Here is an 18,396-nt window from a genome sequence, read left to right as displayed (position 1 = left end):
GGAATGTGATCAAGACGAGAGCAACCAACAATCGGTTGATGAAGCGAATCTGGCAGCATAAACTCTTTTATTTGTTCATGCTGCCAGGCATTGTCTGGTTTTTTCTGTTCTCTTATGTCCCTTTGTACGGAATTCAGGTTGCCTTCAGGGACTACAACTTCATCGGTGGATTTACCGGAAGTCCATGGGCAGGTTTCAAGTATTTCGAACAGTTCTTTAATTATTATCAATCTGGTGACATTATCCGCAACACGATCATCATTAGTCTTATGAAACTGCTGATCGGCTTTCCGATGCCCATTATTTTCGCACTCCTGTTAAATGAAGTTCGCAAGATCCGGTTTAATAAGACAATTCAGACGTTGTCCTACTTGCCTTATTTCGTATCCTGGATCGTTGTGGTCACGCTGATGCAGAGACTGCTGACGCCATATGGCGGACCGGTAAATGACTTCATGGGAGCGATGGGTGCAGAATCCATCCAGTTCCTGAATAATCCAACGTGGTTTTATCAACTGATTGTTGGATCGGACATCTGGAAGAACATCGGCTGGAATTCGATCATCTTCATGGCCGCCATTGCAGGGATCGATCAGCAGCTCTATGAAGCTGCCAAGATTGATGGTGCAGGACGTTTCAGGCAGATGTGGCATGTGACACTTCCAGGTATTCGCAACGTGGCCATCATCTTGTTCATTCTTGCCGTAGGCAGCCTGATGAGCGCAGGCTACGAACAGCTGCTTCTGCTGAATGGCCCAGCGACCGCGAGTATCGGGAGTGTACTGGATGTACACGCCATCAACTCCGGCATTCGCGAAGGGCGCCTTAGTTATGCCGCAGCTGTTGGATTATTCCAAAGTATTATAGGACTTATCCTGGTATTGACCGTCAATCGCATAGCCCGCAAAGTCAGTGATGTATCCCTGTTTTAAGGAGGTGAAGATATGGAACGAAAATGGTCTGTATTCTCGGTGTTTAACTATACCTTTCTCGCGTTAATTGGATTCTCCATGATCTACCCGTTTATTTATATTTTGGCCTATTCATTAAATGAGGGGAAGGACTCGATGCAAGGAGCGATTTATTTTCTGCCCCGAAAATTTACATTGGAGAACTATGCCGAGGTTTTTGATAATGCACGCATCTGGAAGGCATACCAAATTACCCTCATGCGCACCGTGCTGGGGACGTTCCTGCATGTAATCCTGTGTACCCTTATGGCATATGCGCTTTCCAAAAAAACACTGCCGGGCCGTTCCTTTTTTACCTTTTACATCTTTTTGCCCACGATTTTCAGTGCGGGATTCATTCCGTTCTTCATCACACTGCAAAAACTGCATCTGATCAATACCTTTTGGGTGTACGTTTTGCCTCTGTTATTTAATTTCATGCACATCATCATTATTCGTACGTTTCTGCAAGGCATCCCGGAGGAACTGGAGGAGTCTGCCCGTATCGACGGATATGGCGACTTTCAAATCTTTGTGAGAATCATTCTGCCTCTTTCTGGGCCGGTACTCGCAACCATCTCGCTGTTTATCGGAGTAGCCCATTGGAATGACTGGTTCTCCGGTGCCTACTACGTATCCAACAAGGATTTGATTCCGGTTCAGACCTTGCTGCAAGAAATGCTGACGGAAGCGGAAGCACTATCCAATTCAATGCAGCGAGCAGCACAGCAAGGTGGGCAGACGGTAGGCGGTGTCGGTGGTGCAGGGGCAACACCGGAATCGATGCGCATGGCTCTGCTGGTCATTACGGTTTTCCCAATCCTGTGCATTTATCCATTTCTGCAGCGCTATTTTGTCAAAGGAGTTATGATTGGTTCGGTTAAAGGTTGATCATATCGGTTTGATCTGCCCACGCTTAACCGTGATTCATTGAATCCATATCCAGGAGGCGATTAGTTTGAATAGGATTTGGTCGAAAGGCATGTTCGTATTGCTCGTGTCCATTATGGCTGGAAGTTTGCTGAGTGGCTGCATGAATTCGGCGGGGAATGGAGAAGGCGATGGAGAGGGTAAGGGTACCACACTTAAGATACTGCATAATTGGAATGGTTCGGGCGGATCGGACAATGGAATTACTCCTGTAGAGGAAGTTATTAAGGAGAAGACCGGAGTGACCCTCGAGTGGGAGTATACGAAAGGCAGCGAGACAGAGAAGGTAAACCAGATTTTTGCCACGCAGGATTTGCCGGATATATATACCGGACCTGCTTGGGGCGGCGAGCTTGACGGGATTATCAAGGCAGCCAAAGAAGGTCAGTTAGTCGATATATCCGACAAATTGGACAATTATCCGAACCTGGCCAAATCCATCGCAGAAGAAAACGTTCCGCCTGCATTGTATGAAAAAGCGATTAATGCGTATGACGGTAAAAAATATCTTCTTCTGCAGAATCAGCCTGCTACGAACGAAGACGGTATTGATTGGTTATACGGATTCTATGTACGGAAGGACATTGCCGAAAAGGTAGGTGTGGACCCGCAGTCCGTGGTGACGAAGGAGGATTTTTATGCTTTTCTCAAAAAAATTAAAGACGCCAACCTGCAGGAGAACGGTCAGCCTGTCTTCCCGCTGGGTGGATTCAGTAATGGCTGGTCTGTAGGTATCGGCAATACGATGTTTTATTCAGGAGCAGGCTACGTAGACAAAGGCGATGGTACGCTTGAGCACAGCTTCTTCACTCCAGGTTATGAAGAATACATGCTGTTCTATCGAAAACTGCTGGCAGAAGGACTGTTGGATCCGGATGTTTTTACCCAGACAGATCCCATCGCCAAAGAAAAAATCAATCAGGGTCGTATTGCCATCCTTGCGGCACATTATCCGGCCATTTTGGATGCTTCCAAGGAATATGTCACCTCTCATCCTGGAAGCGATTACATCCCTGTTGGCCCGTTAGAGCGTGCTGATGTCGACCCGAGTCGTCCCGTGGATCTTGGCATTCAGGGGAACAACGTAACGGTTATCACCAAGAGCTGCGAAGGCGCATGTGTAGATGCAGCGCTCAAGTTTTTGGATTACATGGCTTCTGACGAAGGTTTCATGCTGGCGAGATACGGAGTGCAAGGCGTTCAATGGGATATGAAGGACGGCAAACCCGTAGCCAATAAGGAATGGTTTGATAAATTTGCAGCGGATCAATCCGGTAAAGTCCGCAAAAACGTAGGGATCTCTATTGGTTTGGAATCGTTAACCGGACTTGATCGCATCAACTCGTATGCAGGTGGGGACATCTGGGCAGATCAGGACAGATTGGATGCAATGGATCATGCTCGTAAGGTACTGCGTCCAAACGGTATTCAGGTCATTACAGCCTATAACCCGGGTGACGTTATCACCAAAGCGCCTGAATGGGAAATGTTGAAACCTTCGATGGACCGGATGGGAGACGCCTGGAAGGAAGCTGTTTTTGCAAAATCGGATGAAGCTGCCATGAGCATTATTAACGAGTTGAGGGATCAACTGCGGAATACCGGATACGATCAAGCGATGCAGTTTACCAATGACAATTTGAAAGGAAAAGAAGTGGTAACCGTCCAGATGCCGAACTGAAACTTAAGAATTAAGAAGTAAGAAGTTTATATTGGTAGTATCCCTTTTTAGTAGACAAGAGAAAAAGAGACATCCAGAAGATGTCCTATTCTTGTCAAAAGGAAGGGATTTTTTATGCTCAAAAACAGAGAATCGTATGAAGAGATTTAATTCGTAAACCTATAAAGTGCCTGTTTTGTCATCCTGGGTGAATTCCGGTAACGACATGCATTAACACCCCATACTATAAAGAGTGAGAATCATAACCTTATTGGAGGGGAATTCATGAAAAAGCCAACTCTTCGGTTGCTTATGATCATAGATAAATTTGAAGTGGGAGGAACAGAGACATATGTGTCTGCCGTTGTCGAAGAGATGGAAAAGAGAGGTGTCTCCATTTATGTAGCAGGTAAACGGGGGAGTTTGTTGTCCAAGTTCAGGACGCTTGGTTGTCCGATATTTACGAAAATAAACGACCGGCAAAGATTGGAGCAATGGATTATAAAACATAAGATTAACGTCATTAATGCTCACCATGAATCTACCGGAATAATCGGTAGCGCCCTCAGCAGAAAGCTGAAAATCCCTTTTGTCTACACCATACATGGGACATACTATCCACGGGCACTGATCACGAAAATAATGAAGAGGTGTTACAGTCGTCACGCGGTTATTAGCGTTAGCTGGCCGGTCAAAAAGTGGCTGGAAGAGAAAAATATCCAATCTGTATTAATTCCAAATGGAATTAATACGCAGCATTTTAGATACAGCAGAAACCAGCAGTTGCTCGCACAATTAAACATTGCCAGTAAGTCGAAAGTGCTATTGTATGTCAGCCGTATTGAGGATGAAAAAGCAGAGATATGTAAAAGTTTTTTAAGAGCGGCACAGCGCTGTATGGATTCATTCCCAATCATGCATGTCGTAGTGGTTGGTGGTGGACCAGGATTGAGTAGTGTCAAGAAACTAGCAGCTAGAAAACACAGTAGTCGTATTCATGTATTGGGTGAACGCCTAGATACATCGTCCTTTTTCTCCATTAGTGACGTTGTTGTAGGAACAGGTCGAGTAGCTCTTGAAGCGATGTCCTGCAAGCGGCCCGTTATAGCGATCGGTGCAAAAGGAATTTTTGGAATTGTGAAGCCAGATAATTTTAAGCTTGCTTGGAGGTATTACTTCGGAGATCACAGAGCCAAGGAAACTCTTGAAATAAGCAAGATCGAAAGTCTGATTCTTACTGCATTAAGGTCTAAGAAAAGCTCTAAAACTTGGGGAGAAGCAGGACGTGATTTCGTTAAGAAGCAATTTAATATCTCTGGCATCGTCGATAAGCTGCTTAGCTTATATCACTCCTTCATTTAGAAGATTTGGAGGGAAGACAATGTTCAATAAATTGATGATTGTAGCCCATCCCGATGATGAAATAATCTTTGGAGGAGCTCAACTTATAAAGGGAAAAGGATGGAAAGTTATTTGTGTAACCAATGGCAAACACAAAGTGCGGGCAAGAGAATTTAAAAAAGCAATGAAAGACGTAGGAGCTGAGTATGAAATGTGGAGTTATAAGGACAAATGGGAAGGAGATTTTAATCGAAAGGCTTTGAAAAAAGATATCGCTCAGGTGCTGCAAGCCAATCCTCAGATCACCATGATTGTGACTCACAATAAAAAAGGGGAATATGGCCATACTCAACACAGAGCATTGCATCAGGTTGTCAGAGAGTTAGCTCAGAAGAAGATGTATATTTTTAAACGCTCTAAATATAAGTTGCCTGAAGACTTGATAAAGCAAAAATACAAAATTTTAAAACGATACAGAAGTCAGGACATTGAATGGCTAAAGAAATATACTGAATACGAAAGTATTCGGAAATTAAGGTAGGGTATCATGATCAAATGTGCGGCAATGTTGTTTAAAACAGCGAATAGAATGGACAGTCCCTAAAGTAGTTACACTATAGGAACAGCCCATTCTTCGCTTTAAATGTGCAATTTGCTAAATTGAGCCATTTGAGAGTGAATTGGATTCTTCTCTACTGGTATCTTCATCTGGAATAGTTTCGGTTGTATAAGGTATAAAGTCATCCGTGTAGGCAACCAATTTACAATTTCTCATATATTCCTCAGTATCCCGTTTCTGCGTATGTGACTGAATGTTCTCTCTTCGAATACAAACGTAATTTTTCTTAGACACATAATATACGGAGTAGCCAGCTCTGCGGCATTTTTTTGACCATTTGGCATCTGATCCTCCGATCGTATCCTCCGGAAATTTCACATGTTTCCATACTCTTTTACGAAAAAACAATGTCCCGCCTTTTATCCTTTTGCCAGGTACATTCTCTTGTCCGGGTCGGTATTCCATAAGCGCTTTTTTCGCCTCAAAATAAATATACGTTGTGTGTTTACCAACAATAGGTGCCTTGCGTGCTCTTAGTGCAAGGATGGATTCTTTTAAATAATGAGCTCCATAATAATCATCATCATCAAATTTGGCAATAAAGGAACCTTTTGCCCGGGCAATGGCCCAGTTAAGACATTTTCCCAGATTGTATTTCTCAGGAAGCTTATAAACTCTAACATTTTCGTATTCTTTTGCCTTCTTTCGCCACTTTTTAAGATTCATACTATCTTTATTCAGGATAATGATCATTTCTTTGTTATGCCATTCCTGTCGTTCATAGTTTGCAAAAATGTTATCCATATATTCAGGTCTCATGGTACACGCTATAATTGAAGCCATCGATTTCAACTCCTTTTCAGAATCATATTTTTTCTGGTGTTCCACACCGACTGGCGGATAATTTTATATTCCTTATTCGTAATAACTTTTTTATACAATTTAAGAAAATTGTCAGCCATGACTTTATCCGAAAAGCGCTTTTTTACATAGGATCGGCAAACTCTTGCCGTGGGGAATTTGTTACGGTATTTCACTTTGCGAACCATATCATCTGTAGAGTTACATAATAATTGTGGTAAGCCTTTTAGCACTTCTGGAACGGCCCCTGCTTTGAAGCCAAGTACGGGTGTACCACAAGCCAAAGACTCGATAAGCACAAGTCCGAAGGGTTCATTCCATGTAGAGGTAAATAACACACAGCTCGCTCTTGAAATTAAATTAATTTTCTTGGTTCCACCGACAGGACCGATAAATCGTATCTTGTCATTTAAATGCGGTTTGACTTCGCTATCGAAATACTCTTGATATGCAGGCTTGTTAATTGTCCCAGCAATAATTAATTCTTTCCCAGTTTTTTGTGCAACTTCAATCGCTAAATGAACTCCTTTTTCCTTCATGATTCTACCCAAAAACAAAAGGTAGCCCTTTTTCTTGGTTCGAAAAGTATAGTCACTAAGACGAATCCCGTTATGCACGAAGTAACCCTTCTTGTTCTTATCACGAATTTTCTTGCTCACAAACACGGGGATTTGTGATCCTTTTGCCTTTTTGGAATGGGAGTTGTGGAGCGTAGGAATGGGCGGATTTGTTTTCGCAACAATGCCATAGTGATCATGGATAATATCCACATTGGAAGGAATGCGTTTAATGATGAAATCCAACTGCTGATCCGGGTCATCAGTGGGATATTCGTACGTCCTTGTGGCGTTGGTTTTCGAACCTTTCTTCGCAAATAAAATAACCTCATGACCTCGACGAACCAACTCTTCTGTCAGGTAGTGAATATCGCGCTGAGTGCCGCCATAATCTTCTGGGGGAACGGGAAGTGTATTCGTTGATATTTGAACTATTTTCATACCTTTTCAGTCTCCTTTGGTTAGCATGAAGCCAACGGCTCTTTTGCCGTCATCTTATGCGAATGACCTGTGGAATGAATGGGCGTCAGAAAATTTCACAAATGTGAACGAACCACTTCATTGTATTAGAAAACTCAGTTTTCTAAAAAACGTTTCAAAGAATGTTAGAGCCTTTCTATAAAATCTATCAGATGTTCGTCCAATCCAAATATATTTGTTTTTCATAGAGTATACAGAAGTGAAAATTAGAAGGGAGAGAAACGACTTGAAAGGACTAATTCTTTGTGCTGGGAAAGGTTCCCGTTTGTATCCATTCACTTTCTCTTATCCAAAATCATTGATTCCTGTAGCCAATACTCCCTTGTTGCACTCCTGTATAGATAAATTGGTCGAACAAGAGGTTTCTGAGATCGGAATAGTAATCCAAAAATCGCAAGAATCACTCATTAGAAGCAGCTTAGAGAATGTCACTAGGTGGAGTACGAATATTACGTTGATTTATCAAAAAGATCCAAAAGGAATCGCAGATGCCATATTGCAAGCAGAGCATTTTATTGGTCAGGACTCATTCATTTTACTCTTGGGGGATAACTTAATTTCCATTTCACTCTCTCAACTTAAAAAGCAAATAGAAGAACATGGGAATCATGCTGCGCTGCTTCTATCGGAAGTGGACAGTCCTCAGGATTATGGCATTGCAGAGGTGGAAGACCACCGGATTGTGAAGCTTGTAGAGAAGCCGAAAGCTCCCAAATCAAATCTTGCGGTATTAGGTGCATACGGTTTTACTTCTTCTATTTTCGAAGCTGCCAAAAAGATAGAACCTTCGGCCAGAGGAGAGTATGAAATTACAGATGCGATCCAATGGCTGATCCAACAGGGCTATTCGGTATCTTATCATCAAGCTGAAATAGCAAATATTGATGTCGGAACTTTACAGAGATGGCTTGATGCCAATCGAAAAATGCTTCGGGAGATGCCAGTTGAAAATGATATTCATCCTTCGGTGATTCTAAAAAACTGCAAGATTATTGCCCCAGTCTCTATAGAAGCAGGCTGTATTCTAGAAGATTGTGTGGTTGGTCCTTACGTTTCTATTGGTGCAGATTCCACTATTGAAAGCTGCTACATCAGAGACAGCATTCTATTAAGTAATGTCCATATCAAGCAACTATCACACGCTGTTGTTAATACGGTAGTGGGGATCGGTTCTACCCTGGCTGGCTTAGAAGCGAAAAGGAAGGGTGACGAAGAATGAAAATACTTGTGATTGGGACAGGCTATGTGGGTACGACCACTGCCTTGGTATTTGCCGAGATGGGCTTGAAAGTAGTAGGACTTGATACAGATGCACACAAGGTCGATCAATTAACGAAAGGTGAACTTTATTTCTATGAGCCGGGTCTCAAGGAACTACTGGTAAAACATCTTAAATCCGGTCAGATTATGTTTACTACAAATCAAGCAAAAGCTATTCAGGAGAATGATGTAATATTTATATGTGTCGGGACTCCATCGCTTACTGATGGAAATGCAGATTTAACTTATGTGAAGCAGGTTTCACAAGATATTGGTCGTTATATGAACGGTTATAAACTCATCGTTAATAAGAGTACCGTACCCGTAGGGACGCAGGAAAAAGTGACTCAATGGATATTGCGGTCTCAGGCAGCATCTTATCCTTATGATGTTGCATCCAATCCTGAATTTTTAAGGGAAGGCAAAGCAATGGAGGATTCTCTAAATCCAGACCGGGTTGTTATTGGCACGACGAGTGATAAAGCGGCCAACATGCTTCAGACCCTCTACGCTTCAGTCCAATGTCCCATTGTCGTAACGACACCGCGGACCGCAGAGCTCATTAAATATGCATCGAATGCTTTTCTAGCCACAAAAATTTCTTATATTAATGAACTTTCCAGATTAAGTGACAAACTCGAGGTAGATATAAAAGAGGTTGCTTTTGGGATGGGACTTGATCAAAGGATTGGCAGCAGCTTCCTGCAAGCGGGAATTGGTTATGGTGGATCATGTTTTCCAAAGGACGTTGCAGCTTTACTCCGTATAGCAAAGGATAATAATACGGAACTACAGGTACTGAAGAATGTCGTTGAGGTTAATGAAACACAATATTTGTATATGGTTGAGAAAGCTAGAAGAAGGTTAGGTGATTTCGCAGGCAAAAAAATAGTGGTTCTTGGCCTGGCATTCAAGCCCGATACGGATGACATACGGGAAGCTCCTGCGATCCGTCTCATTCAGGAATTGACTGACGGACAAGCACATATTAAATTGTTTGACCCGGTCGCCAAACTTCCCTCATATTTGAAGAATTCAAACATTCAGTCCATGACTACCCCTGAGGAAGGCTTTAAAGATGCAGATGCTGTTTTTATATGTACGGAGTGGAAGATGTATCATGACCTAAACTGGAGTAAGCTCAGTAAACAGATGAAGCAGCCCAACATCTTCGACGGCCGAAACATGTTGAATGCCGACTTCATGAAATCGCTGGGCTACTATTATCAAGGCGTGGGTTACAACTAATATGAGTGAAGGGTTCAATGGCGATATTGTTGCAGTTTTGGCTGCCGGCACGAGCTCATAAATTAAATCTTCTCACAGAAATCCCCCAATCCTTGTAACTAAGGATCGGGGGATTTTACATCAGGAATATAAAGAGTAAGATTTAATCTCCACACTCCATATTACTGGCCGTAGGCTGTAGCGGTGAATACGAGTGGACCAGTGACAAATGCTGTCGTAGCGGGTGTCTGGTTTTCAATAATCAATTGATAGTCTTGCAAGCCTAATGGTGCGGCATCTACCGTGCTCACGTTGATCATAATGTTATTGTCAAAAATATTGCTTTCCAATCCGTAATAGATTTCCTGGCCTGCCCTCCATATCCGAACCAGCACTCTAATATTGCCTGCACCGACGAATCTCAATCCAATGGAAGCCTGCAATTCTACCCTGTTATTGACAGCAGCGGGATTAGCCGGATTTAGGAATACGGAGGCGGCAGCAATCTCAACCCCTGCTGGGGAGATGGGCACAGGAATATTAAAAGGAACCCGACACTCAGGTTCCTTTTTTGTCTAAGTATTCAAGGGATAATGAAGTTTGTCCAACGAAGGCAATTACAGAATATATGTCCAGAGCGACACCACGAACTCATACAAGAAATAGAATGAAAAACCGAGAAGAAGTGTGCCTGCAGCAACTGAGACCAAACGGATCATTCTTCTGCTCATCACTTTTCGTGTCATGGAAACCAGGGAAACCAAACCAAGATCATGAATCAGAATGCCGCACAGCACTCCGCAAGCTGCAATCGCGAAGCTTTCCTTCCCGGCAGAACGATATGAATCAGACAGTACCGCACCAAAAACGGATACCCAGAAGATCAGATTACCCGGGGAAATGGCAACTAACAAACCGTTACGGTATGTTTTCCAAAATGATTTCTTCACTTTTTCATCGGCGGGCGTTATATCCTGATCTGCATTCCTGATCGAATCATAACCCAGATAAGCAAGAAAGCCTGCTCCAACAAGCCAGAGCGGAATCTGAATGTAAGGCAGAGAGAGGAAGGAGGCAAACCCAAGATACATCGCTATAATTAATGTGGTGTCCAAGGTCATTCCGCCCAGTCCCACAGCCCAGCCATGAACAAATCCATTTTTTAAACCCTGTTTTGTCATCTCCACAGTGATCGCTCCGACAGGCATGGCGATAGCTAGTCCGATCAGAATATATTTGATATACATTTCCATGGTCATGTCCCTTTCTTAATCCAGTTAATGAAACGCTCCTCCTTATCACTGCAGAGTACAGCTTATTCGGAGGAGGGCTCTTTTAGGACAAGTAAGGGAAACACTTCTATTCTTGTACCTTTTTGGCTTGAAGTGCGCGAAGAAAAGGGCAGCGAGAGGGGGAGGTATCATCGTCTCTCAAAAAATACTGCTTATATTCAAGATTCCCCTGAGCTCCATACTGTTTTAGTTCAGGATGGGCGGGTACGGCATCGTATTCCGCTAGTCGTTCACGGATTTTAGGGCCAATTGCCGCTGCTTTCTTGGGATGAGCATTCCATTGGTCCAGTACCCAACGAGGCGTCATAGCCAGCATGAAATAAGGAAAACTCCGGCTCTGACGGGAGATGTGGGCGGGTGTCCCGCAATAGACGAAGTATCGCTCATCGTCATAACAGAATTCCCACAAGGGATTTTCCGGGTTTTCCGGAATGTCTGAAGGCCATGGCTTTACATCCAAAACGCTAACCTCGCTTAATAAATCCCAGAATATCGCTTCATAGTCCAAAACGGTTCTTATCGTTTTCTCCAATTCAAAAAACACAATCAGGGATGAGTAATCACCAAAAGAACGCGATTCCCGGCCGTATTCGGTAATGATGTCCGCGAGTCTACGGTGTGCTGACTCGGGATCCAAATAAGACACAAAACCATATCGGAGATGCCCCATGGCGAAGGCCTGAGTCGCCGGAATGCAGGGGAAACGAGCCTCCCGATCACTCATTTTGGAAGCGAACAACTGGTAGGCATCCTTCTTCCAGGCTTCCAGAGGAATCTTTTCATTCTCCAGTTCAGAATGTTGAAACAAAAGCGACATGAACAGTCCTCCTTTTACCTATAGGATATCGTCCAAAGGCAAAAAGGTGACTGTCCAACACCCCTTCCATGTGATAGGCCAAGATGGCAAAATCTAATAATTCAGAAGGCGTCCATGATCATGCCATTGACCAATCATTTTGTTTGCTCTTGTGTTTGTAATGAATTTATCCAATCTGTGTTTGAACAATTCCGGCTGATTTTTTACGCTCTGAATTGTGTCGATACGGACTCTTCTATATAGGGAAGGGAAGGCCATGAAATTCTCATAAGTTTGTTTATCTTCCTTAAGCCTGATCTCAATATCCTTAAATATGCGAAAAGAGTCGATCTCCATGTCCGGTAGCACCCGTCTTCCTTCGTCCCTCATAAGCCCCAACTTTTCAAGACGCCTTACACGTTCTTTATTCAATTCGGTCCACGAACTGCTTCTGCTTCTGGGTGACAATCGTTGTGCGAGCTCTGTTTCCGATATTTTCTTTTTAATTCCATCGATCCAACCAAAGCACAGGGATTCCTCTACCACGTCCAAATAAAGCAATGTATTGGGTTTTGGCGTCATACTCACTACAACCCAACAGGATTGCTCACTCCTGGAATTCGCCTGCAACCACGACCTGAAATTTTCCCTTGAGTTTACCGAAATTAAATTTTGAATTTCCATTAAATATATGATCTGCTCCTTGGATCAAAATGTGCTGCAGATTAGAAGGATTGCACAGGTTCCTGATACCAAAAAAGAGAATAGTCGTTCATGATGGACGCATGACCCAATTGACGCAGCATTGTGGAAACATTGCCCCTGTGGTAGGACCCGTGATTAACCACATGCAGTACCATTTCGGAAAGACTCGTTTCGCGGATGCCAGCGAATGGATTATCAAGTAGTATCGTTTGCTCCAAGTCGGTTTGGTGCTGGAACCATTCATTGTATCGTTTAGATAGCTCGGCAAAGGTATCGATGTACTCATCCACGGAAAGGAGTACTTTGGAATTTAAAGGCATGCACGCCTGGAACGCCTCAGGCATCGCCGTTCCTGATAAAACCAGATACCACATCTGATCAACAGCATGGATATGGCTAAGGGCATGAGCGATGGTGGGAAACGAGCTGTTCACTTTCTGACTCAGTACAGAGGGGGGCAGTTCCTTGATTCTGCCAAGAATGGTTTGGTTGGCCCATGTGTGGTAATTAAACATTTCAATTGGATAATTCGTCATTCGTATCTTCTCCTTTGGCTTTGCAATGGATTTGTTTTTGAATCTGTTGTCATTATAAAAAAAGAAGTATGACAACAGCGTGTCATACTTCTTCGTACATCTGGAGTGCATGTTGAAGCTGTTCTTTCAGGATTCCGCGCAGCTCAAGCGGTTCTAGAACTTCAGCCCCACTGCCCAAACCTAGCAGAAAGGACCAAAGCCATCGCGCCTGGAGTGGCTGATAAACGGGAATACGCATGGTCATACTCCCGTCATCATTGAATTGCTTATCTGCCTGTTGAAAGTGATCCAGCGCTTCCGCCAATGCCTCTGGGGAAACCCGAAACACCACATCACTTACCTGATCTTGCCATTCTTTGGTTGGCAAAACAGTCTCTTTCGGTACCTCAAGATGCGGTTGAAATGTTTCTGATGCCAGGGACAGATTCATCATGCGGGATAAACGGAATTCCCGATAATCCTGGCGTGCTCGGCAGAATCCATAAACGTACCAATTACGATATTTATAATAAAGCATCACCGGTTCCAACTCACGGGTTGTACGTTCATTCTTAGTGTTAATGTAATCGAAACGGACAAGGATATGTTCCGTAATGCCTTTACGCAGAAGGCGGAGCGCATCGTGGTCGGTACGGTGAGTTTCCAAGTTCACCGCTAAGCTGGGAGTCTGATGTTCAGTCCCTACTGTTTTCAATCGTTCAATCGTGCCCTGAGCACGCTCGTCTTCAAACACAGTAGAGAGACTGTGCAGGACAGTAATCAGGGAATTGACATCGTACGTTCCGAGCAAGCTTTTGTCCATTTTGTATCCGTCCATCATGCCAAATCCACCGTTCATCCCTTGATAGGATACGACTGGAAAGCCGGCAGCACAGATCACATCAATGTCCCGGTAAATGGTTCTTTGGGATACCTGAAACTCTTCAGCCAGCACGGAAGCAGAAACAACTTCGTTGTTCAGCAGCTTATAGATCATCGAGATCAATCGCTCCAATTTCATGAGTAAGGCCCGCCTTATATTCCATTTTTTTCGTATTAGCTGGTCGTTATTATATCACAAATCTTCTCCATACTGGATCGTTTGTTAATGGAAGGCCAAGAGTAAACTGTGATGAACAAATAAAGATATGTTTATTACGATGTTTCAGGAAGAATGAATTGAATAACAATAATTAAACAATGATATTCGATAAGTTTTTATTGTAAAACGATAAATTGTATGATAAATTCAAATCACTTAAAACAAGAGAGGTGCTTTTTGTGAAACGAGGTTCAACGATTTTTTTGAAAATGGCTGTTTTGCTTGTTGGCGTTCCCATTCTTGCCTTATGTATATACGGCATACCTTGGTTAGTGAATAATCCAGTGAATCCAAACTATGCCGGCTCACTGTATCCCATTGTGATTATGATGTATGTCTCCGTCATACCGTTTATCATTGCGCTGTACCAGTCATTCCGTCTTCTGAGCTATATCGACAAGAACGAAGCGTTCTCTTTAATTTCTGTCAGATCTTTAAAAATCATAAAATATTGTGCTATTGTAATCAGTAGCCTGTATACCGTGATGCTGCCATTTGTTTTTATTGTAGCCGAAAAAGATGATGCCCCAGGTCTCATTATCTTCGGAACGGTTCCTATTTTTGCTTCACTGGTCATTGCAGTGTTCTCTGCTGTTCTCCAAAGACTATTACAAGAAGCTATCGATATCAAATCGGAAAATGACCTAATAGTTTGAGGTGAATAATATGGCCATAATAATCAATATTGATGTGATGTTAGCAAAGAGGAAAATGACGGTTACCGAGCTTGCAGAGAGAGTTGAAATTACGATTGCCAATATTTCAATATTGAAAAACGGAAAGGCAAAAGCCATTCGACTATCAACTTTGGACGCAATCTGCAAAGCGCTGGAATGTCAGCCTGGAGATATTTTGGAATATAGAGCTGACGAAGATGAAGACACGGTTAATCACCCGTGACCGGAAACAAAACATGAGAACAAGAGAAGAAGACTCTACACTAGATGTGTAGGGTCTTCTTGTGCGCTCTGTATTGAGGAACATCTGCAAACTTTCAAACAACCAGAGTATTTATCTGCCTACAGTATGATTGTGAATATTTCTGAATTGCAAAGGTGTTAGGTTTTCTTGACTCCTAAAACACCGGATGAAGTAACTCGATTGGGAAAATCCGGTCTCCAGCGTAATTTGCTTAATGGATAGGTTGGTTGTAGCTAACAGATGCTTCGCATGCAATAGCCTGGATTCCATTAGGAATTCCGGAAAAGGCATTCCAAACGTCTGACTGAATTTGCGGCTGAAGTAGGGTGTACTGTACCCGGCAATTCCAGCAGCCTGCTCAAGCGTGATGTGCTCATTGCTATGCGAACGAACGTAGTTTGCGGCCTCACGTATTCGCTCGGCGGTTTGATTCACAGGCACATTAATTTGGTTCGCTGCGGATTGTAATGTTGTCAACAGTTCATATAACGTTGCTGCAATACTGTGCTCATCCTCAACTTGATATTCCCTTCCTAACTGAAGTAATCTATCCATCAGCGCTGTAACAAGTGGGAAGTTGGAACATTGAAACAGCCATGGCTCGTCAATTCCTTTTCCATTCAGCAATTCTTCGAGACGAATTCCGTAAAAGTGAACCCAACGAATACTCCACGGATCATCGGAGTCCGAATGATACGTTTGTCTAAGACCGGGGCCGTAGAGGAATCCCTGTCCACGTGTTAACTCATAACTATTGGTTGGTGTATGCAGGAATCCTTTACCGCCAAGTACCAAGTGCAAATTGTAGCATTGATCCAAATTAATTTCTTTGCTCCGATATTCCCGATTCACACTATGCTTCGGAAAGTCACTGTAACCTCCAACAAAATCGGGAAAGCAAACATGTCTCGGGAAAACCGGTTTCGGGAGAAAGATGTGTTCTTTCACGTGCAGCCTCCATTTGAACGCAATATTTTTATGTAATCAACAGTAAAGAACTTAAGGAATCGTAGTTCGAACGATGATTGATGACAATATTTTATTATAAGTCGCATAATCTTGTCATTTATTATACGTGAAGTATCCCATAGAATGGAGGCAGTATGGCACGTTAAGGGGGCAATAAAGTTGGCGAAATCAATCCAAATGGATGAATTGAAAATGGGTGTCTGTTATTACCCTGAGCATTGGTCGGAGCAGTTGTGGGAGGACGATTTCCGAAGAATGCGAGAGATGAATATTACAGTTATTCGGATGGCCGAATTCGCTTGGTCCATCTTTGAACCGCAGGAAGACCAGTTCGATTTTAGCTTTTTTGGGCGGGCTTTGGATCTGGCACATCAATACGGCTTGAGCGTCATTCTGGGAACACCGACGGCTACTCCACCAGCGTGGCTGACTGAAAAGTATCCTGAAGTTTTGAATGCCAATAAGGACGGTGTATTATATCGGCACGGCATGCGACGTCACAATAACTACAGCAGCCCAATCTATAGGCAAAAATGTGAAAAAATCGTAAGGAATATGGTGAACGCATATAAAGATCATCCGGCTGTCATTGGCTGGCAGATCGATAACGAACTCAATTGTCATATGGATGTTTTCTATGCGGAGGCAGATCATACCGCGTTTCGCGAGTGGCTGAAGGGTCGTTATAACACGTTAGAAAACTTGAACCAAGCTTGGGGAACCGTATTTTGGAGTCAGACCTATACCGAATGGGAACAAATTTATCTTACACGGAACATGGTTAATCAATCACCAAATCCTCACTTGGCATTGGATGAAAAGAGATTCATATCGGCGAATACCATTTCGTTTGCCAAGCTTCAAGTGGATATCATTCGTGAATTGGATCCGCAGCATTGGATCACGACAAACGGTACGTTCGGACATTTAGATAATCATGAAATGACGGATCATCTCCTGGATTTCTTTTCCTATGATTCCTATCCGCAGTTTGCAACGATATTTCCTGGAGCGGATGATCATTCACTCCAAGACCGGGCATGGAGTATGAAATTGTCCAATGTACGTAACATGTCCCCGAATTTTTGTGTAATGGAACAACAGTCAGGGCCTGGCGGTTGGGTCGACAGTATCGGCATGGGTACTCCACGACCCGGTCAGATCCGATTATGGTCATATCAATCCGTTCTTCATGGAACAGACCTGCTCGTATACTTCCGCTGGCGGACGGCGACGTTTGGAACCGAGTTGTACTGGCACGGCATCAATGATTACCACAATCAACCCAACAGAAGAGTACGCGAAGTTGCACAGGTGGGTGAAGAGTTTGCCAGAATAGGGCGCGTTATTGCGGGTGCAATTTATCAAGCGGACGTTGCCATCCTACAGGATTACGATAATATGTGGGATGGTGAGTAGGACGAGTGGCATGGTCCGCTGCACCAACAGAGCACTCGTGCTTGGTATAAGCAGCTGCAATATCGCCATATTCCCACGGATATTGTTACACTGCGATCATCAACCGTTCTGGAAGACCTGTCCAAATATAAGGTAATCATCTACGCTCACCCGGCAATTATGACAGACGAAACCGCAGAACTTCTGCAAACGTACGTCAGTCAAGGTGGAACCCTGTTGTTCGGTGCCCGGACCGGATATAAGGATCTCAAGGGACATTGTTATATGAGACCGTTTCCAGGAGCGGTTGCAGAGTTATGCGGAGTGACCGTGGAGGATTTTACCTTAGTCAAAGGAACCGTTTCCGCAGCCGAACTGCAGTGGAAAGGCAAAAGTGAGCAACTGAAAGCGGGAGCGCAAACGGTCGGATTCAATGAGGTTCTTCAGGTGGAGAATCCCGAAGTGCAGGTCGTAGCCGAGTATGCTTCAGAGTACTATGCAGGTAGTCCAGCTATGACCAAACGTCCCGTAGGTCAAGGAGAAGTGTGGTATTATGGGGCCGCCTACAATGAACCGGTCGTTGATGCAATCATGGACGAAATAGGGCTAACTTCACCTGTGGATGACTTGGTGGAGGTACCATCCGAAGTTGAACTTGGTATCCGTTCATCGAACGATAAGGCATATTTATTTTTACTTAACTTCTCGGACCAACAGGTAGCTATCAAGCTCAAGAAGGAAGCCAAAGAGCTGCTGTCGGGAACATCCTATAAGAATGAGATCAAAATGTCTGCATATGGTGTTTTCATTTTTGAGATAGATAAGTGATATAAGAAAACAGCCGGACTTCCTATGTTCGGCTGTTTTTTAGTT

Annotated in this window: 18 protein-coding genes and 1 pseudogene; 10 read left to right on the top strand and 9 right to left on the bottom strand. The window is 43.4% G+C overall.

From position 1 onward, the window contains the following. Positions 1-5: 5 nt before the first annotated feature. The 5 genes from AB3N00_RS04210 to AB3N00_RS04190 all read left to right on the top strand — a co-directional run bounded on the left by AB3N00_RS04210 (position 6) and on the right by AB3N00_RS04190 (position 5,422). Complete coding sequence (locus AB3N00_RS04210; RefSeq protein WP_413033448.1) at positions 6-932, top strand: ABC transporter permease; 927 nt, start codon at positions 6-8, stop codon at positions 930-932. Between the two features lie 12 nt (positions 933-944). Then, on the top strand, positions 945-1,841 hold the full coding sequence (locus AB3N00_RS04205) for a carbohydrate ABC transporter permease (protein ID WP_413033447.1): 897 nt from the start codon (positions 945-947) through the stop codon (positions 1,839-1,841). Between the two features lie 67 nt (positions 1,842-1,908). Further along, entirely contained in the window at positions 1,909-3,561 is a 1,653-nt protein-coding gene (locus AB3N00_RS04200; RefSeq protein ID WP_413033446.1) for an extracellular solute-binding protein, read from the top strand. A gap of 264 nt (positions 3,562-3,825) precedes the next feature. Then, positions 3,826-4,902: a glycosyltransferase gene (locus tag AB3N00_RS04195; RefSeq protein ID WP_413033445.1), complete on the top strand. Its 1,077-nt coding sequence runs from the start codon at positions 3,826-3,828 to the stop codon at positions 4,900-4,902. Positions 4,903-4,921: 19 nt separating this feature from the next. Next, on the top strand, positions 4,922-5,422 hold the full coding sequence (locus tag AB3N00_RS04190; protein ID WP_413033444.1) for a PIG-L family deacetylase: 501 nt from the start codon (positions 4,922-4,924) through the stop codon (positions 5,420-5,422). Positions 5,423-5,536: 114 nt separating this feature from the next. On the opposite strand, the gene AB3N00_RS04185 is transcribed toward AB3N00_RS04190, so the two are convergent. Together AB3N00_RS04185 and AB3N00_RS04180 are read right to left on the bottom strand one after the other, a co-directional pair. Next, the gene (locus AB3N00_RS04185; RefSeq protein WP_413033443.1) at positions 5,537-6,283 is read right to left on the bottom strand and encodes a glycosyltransferase; all 747 of its coding nucleotides are present in this window, start codon (positions 6,281-6,283) and stop codon (positions 5,537-5,539) included. A 5-nt stretch (positions 6,284-6,288) separates the two neighbouring features. Further along, positions 6,289-7,299, bottom strand: a complete 1,011-nt coding sequence (locus tag AB3N00_RS04180) for a glycosyltransferase family 4 protein (protein ID WP_413033442.1) — start codon at positions 7,297-7,299, stop codon at positions 6,289-6,291. A 265-nt stretch (positions 7,300-7,564) separates the two neighbouring features. Between AB3N00_RS04180 and AB3N00_RS04175 the strand changes: the two genes are divergently transcribed. Together AB3N00_RS04175 and AB3N00_RS04170 are read left to right on the top strand one after the other, a co-directional pair. Then, positions 7,565-8,557 (top strand): sugar phosphate nucleotidyltransferase, encoded by a 993-nt coding sequence (locus AB3N00_RS04175; RefSeq protein ID WP_413033441.1) that lies wholly within the window; start codon positions 7,565-7,567, stop codon positions 8,555-8,557. Further along, positions 8,554-9,846, top strand: coding sequence for a UDP-glucose dehydrogenase family protein (locus AB3N00_RS04170; RefSeq protein ID WP_413033440.1), 1,293 nt, complete (start codon positions 8,554-8,556; stop codon positions 9,844-9,846). The genes AB3N00_RS04175 and AB3N00_RS04170 overlap by 4 nt, the downstream gene beginning before the upstream one ends. Before the next feature lie 161 nt (positions 9,847-10,007). Here AB3N00_RS04170 and AB3N00_RS04165 read toward each other — a convergent pair whose 3' ends face one another. From AB3N00_RS04165 to AB3N00_RS04140, 6 genes are all read right to left on the bottom strand, one after another. Next, positions 10,008-10,358 (bottom strand): hypothetical protein, encoded by a 351-nt coding sequence (locus AB3N00_RS04165; RefSeq protein WP_413033439.1) that lies wholly within the window; start codon positions 10,356-10,358, stop codon positions 10,008-10,010. Positions 10,359-10,442: 84 nt separating this feature from the next. Next, complete coding sequence (locus tag AB3N00_RS04160) at positions 10,443-11,078, bottom strand: LysE family translocator (protein WP_413035184.1); 636 nt, start codon at positions 11,076-11,078, stop codon at positions 10,443-10,445. A 106-nt stretch (positions 11,079-11,184) separates the two neighbouring features. Then, a complete protein-coding gene (locus tag AB3N00_RS04155) occupies positions 11,185-11,934 on the bottom strand; it encodes a YqcI/YcgG family protein (protein WP_413033438.1) in 750 nt (249 codons plus the stop codon). 93 nt (positions 11,935-12,027) lie between these two features. Further along, a complete protein-coding gene (locus AB3N00_RS04150; protein ID WP_413033437.1) occupies positions 12,028-12,597 on the bottom strand; it encodes a YdeI/OmpD-associated family protein in 570 nt (189 codons plus the stop codon). Between the two features lie 41 nt (positions 12,598-12,638). Continuing rightward, complete coding sequence (locus AB3N00_RS04145; protein WP_413033436.1) at positions 12,639-13,154, bottom strand: DinB family protein; 516 nt, start codon at positions 13,152-13,154, stop codon at positions 12,639-12,641. 82 nt (positions 13,155-13,236) lie between these two features. Further along, entirely contained in the window at positions 13,237-14,154 is a 918-nt protein-coding gene (locus tag AB3N00_RS04140; RefSeq protein WP_413033435.1) for a helix-turn-helix transcriptional regulator, read from the bottom strand. A 260-nt stretch (positions 14,155-14,414) separates the two neighbouring features. Here AB3N00_RS04140 and AB3N00_RS04135 point away from each other — a divergent pair, with 260 nt between their 5' ends. Beyond that, complete coding sequence (locus AB3N00_RS04135; protein WP_413033434.1) at positions 14,415-14,891, top strand: DUF2975 domain-containing protein; 477 nt, start codon at positions 14,415-14,417, stop codon at positions 14,889-14,891. Between the two features lie 10 nt (positions 14,892-14,901). Beyond that, positions 14,902-15,135 (top strand): helix-turn-helix domain-containing protein, encoded by a 234-nt coding sequence (locus AB3N00_RS04130; protein ID WP_413033433.1) that lies wholly within the window; start codon positions 14,902-14,904, stop codon positions 15,133-15,135. Between the two features lie 111 nt (positions 15,136-15,246). Here AB3N00_RS04130 and AB3N00_RS04125 read toward each other — a convergent pair whose 3' ends face one another. After that, positions 15,247-16,104: an AraC family transcriptional regulator gene (locus AB3N00_RS04125; RefSeq protein ID WP_413033432.1), complete on the bottom strand. Its 858-nt coding sequence runs from the start codon at positions 16,102-16,104 to the stop codon at positions 15,247-15,249. Positions 16,105-16,284: 180 nt separating this feature from the next. On the opposite strand from AB3N00_RS04125, the pseudogene AB3N00_RS04120 reads away from it, so the two are divergent. Then, a pseudogene (locus tag AB3N00_RS04120) lies at positions 16,285-18,351 on the top strand (beta-galactosidase). The last annotated feature ends 45 nt before the right edge of the window (positions 18,352-18,396 follow it).

The organism is Paenibacillus xylanilyticus (assembly GCF_047246825.1).
Lineage (GTDB): Bacteria > Bacillota > Bacilli > Paenibacillales > Paenibacillaceae > Paenibacillus > Paenibacillus xylanilyticus_B.
The sequence above is the reverse complement of the archived record's forward strand: the minus strand, read 5'-3'. Positions and strand labels throughout refer to the sequence as shown.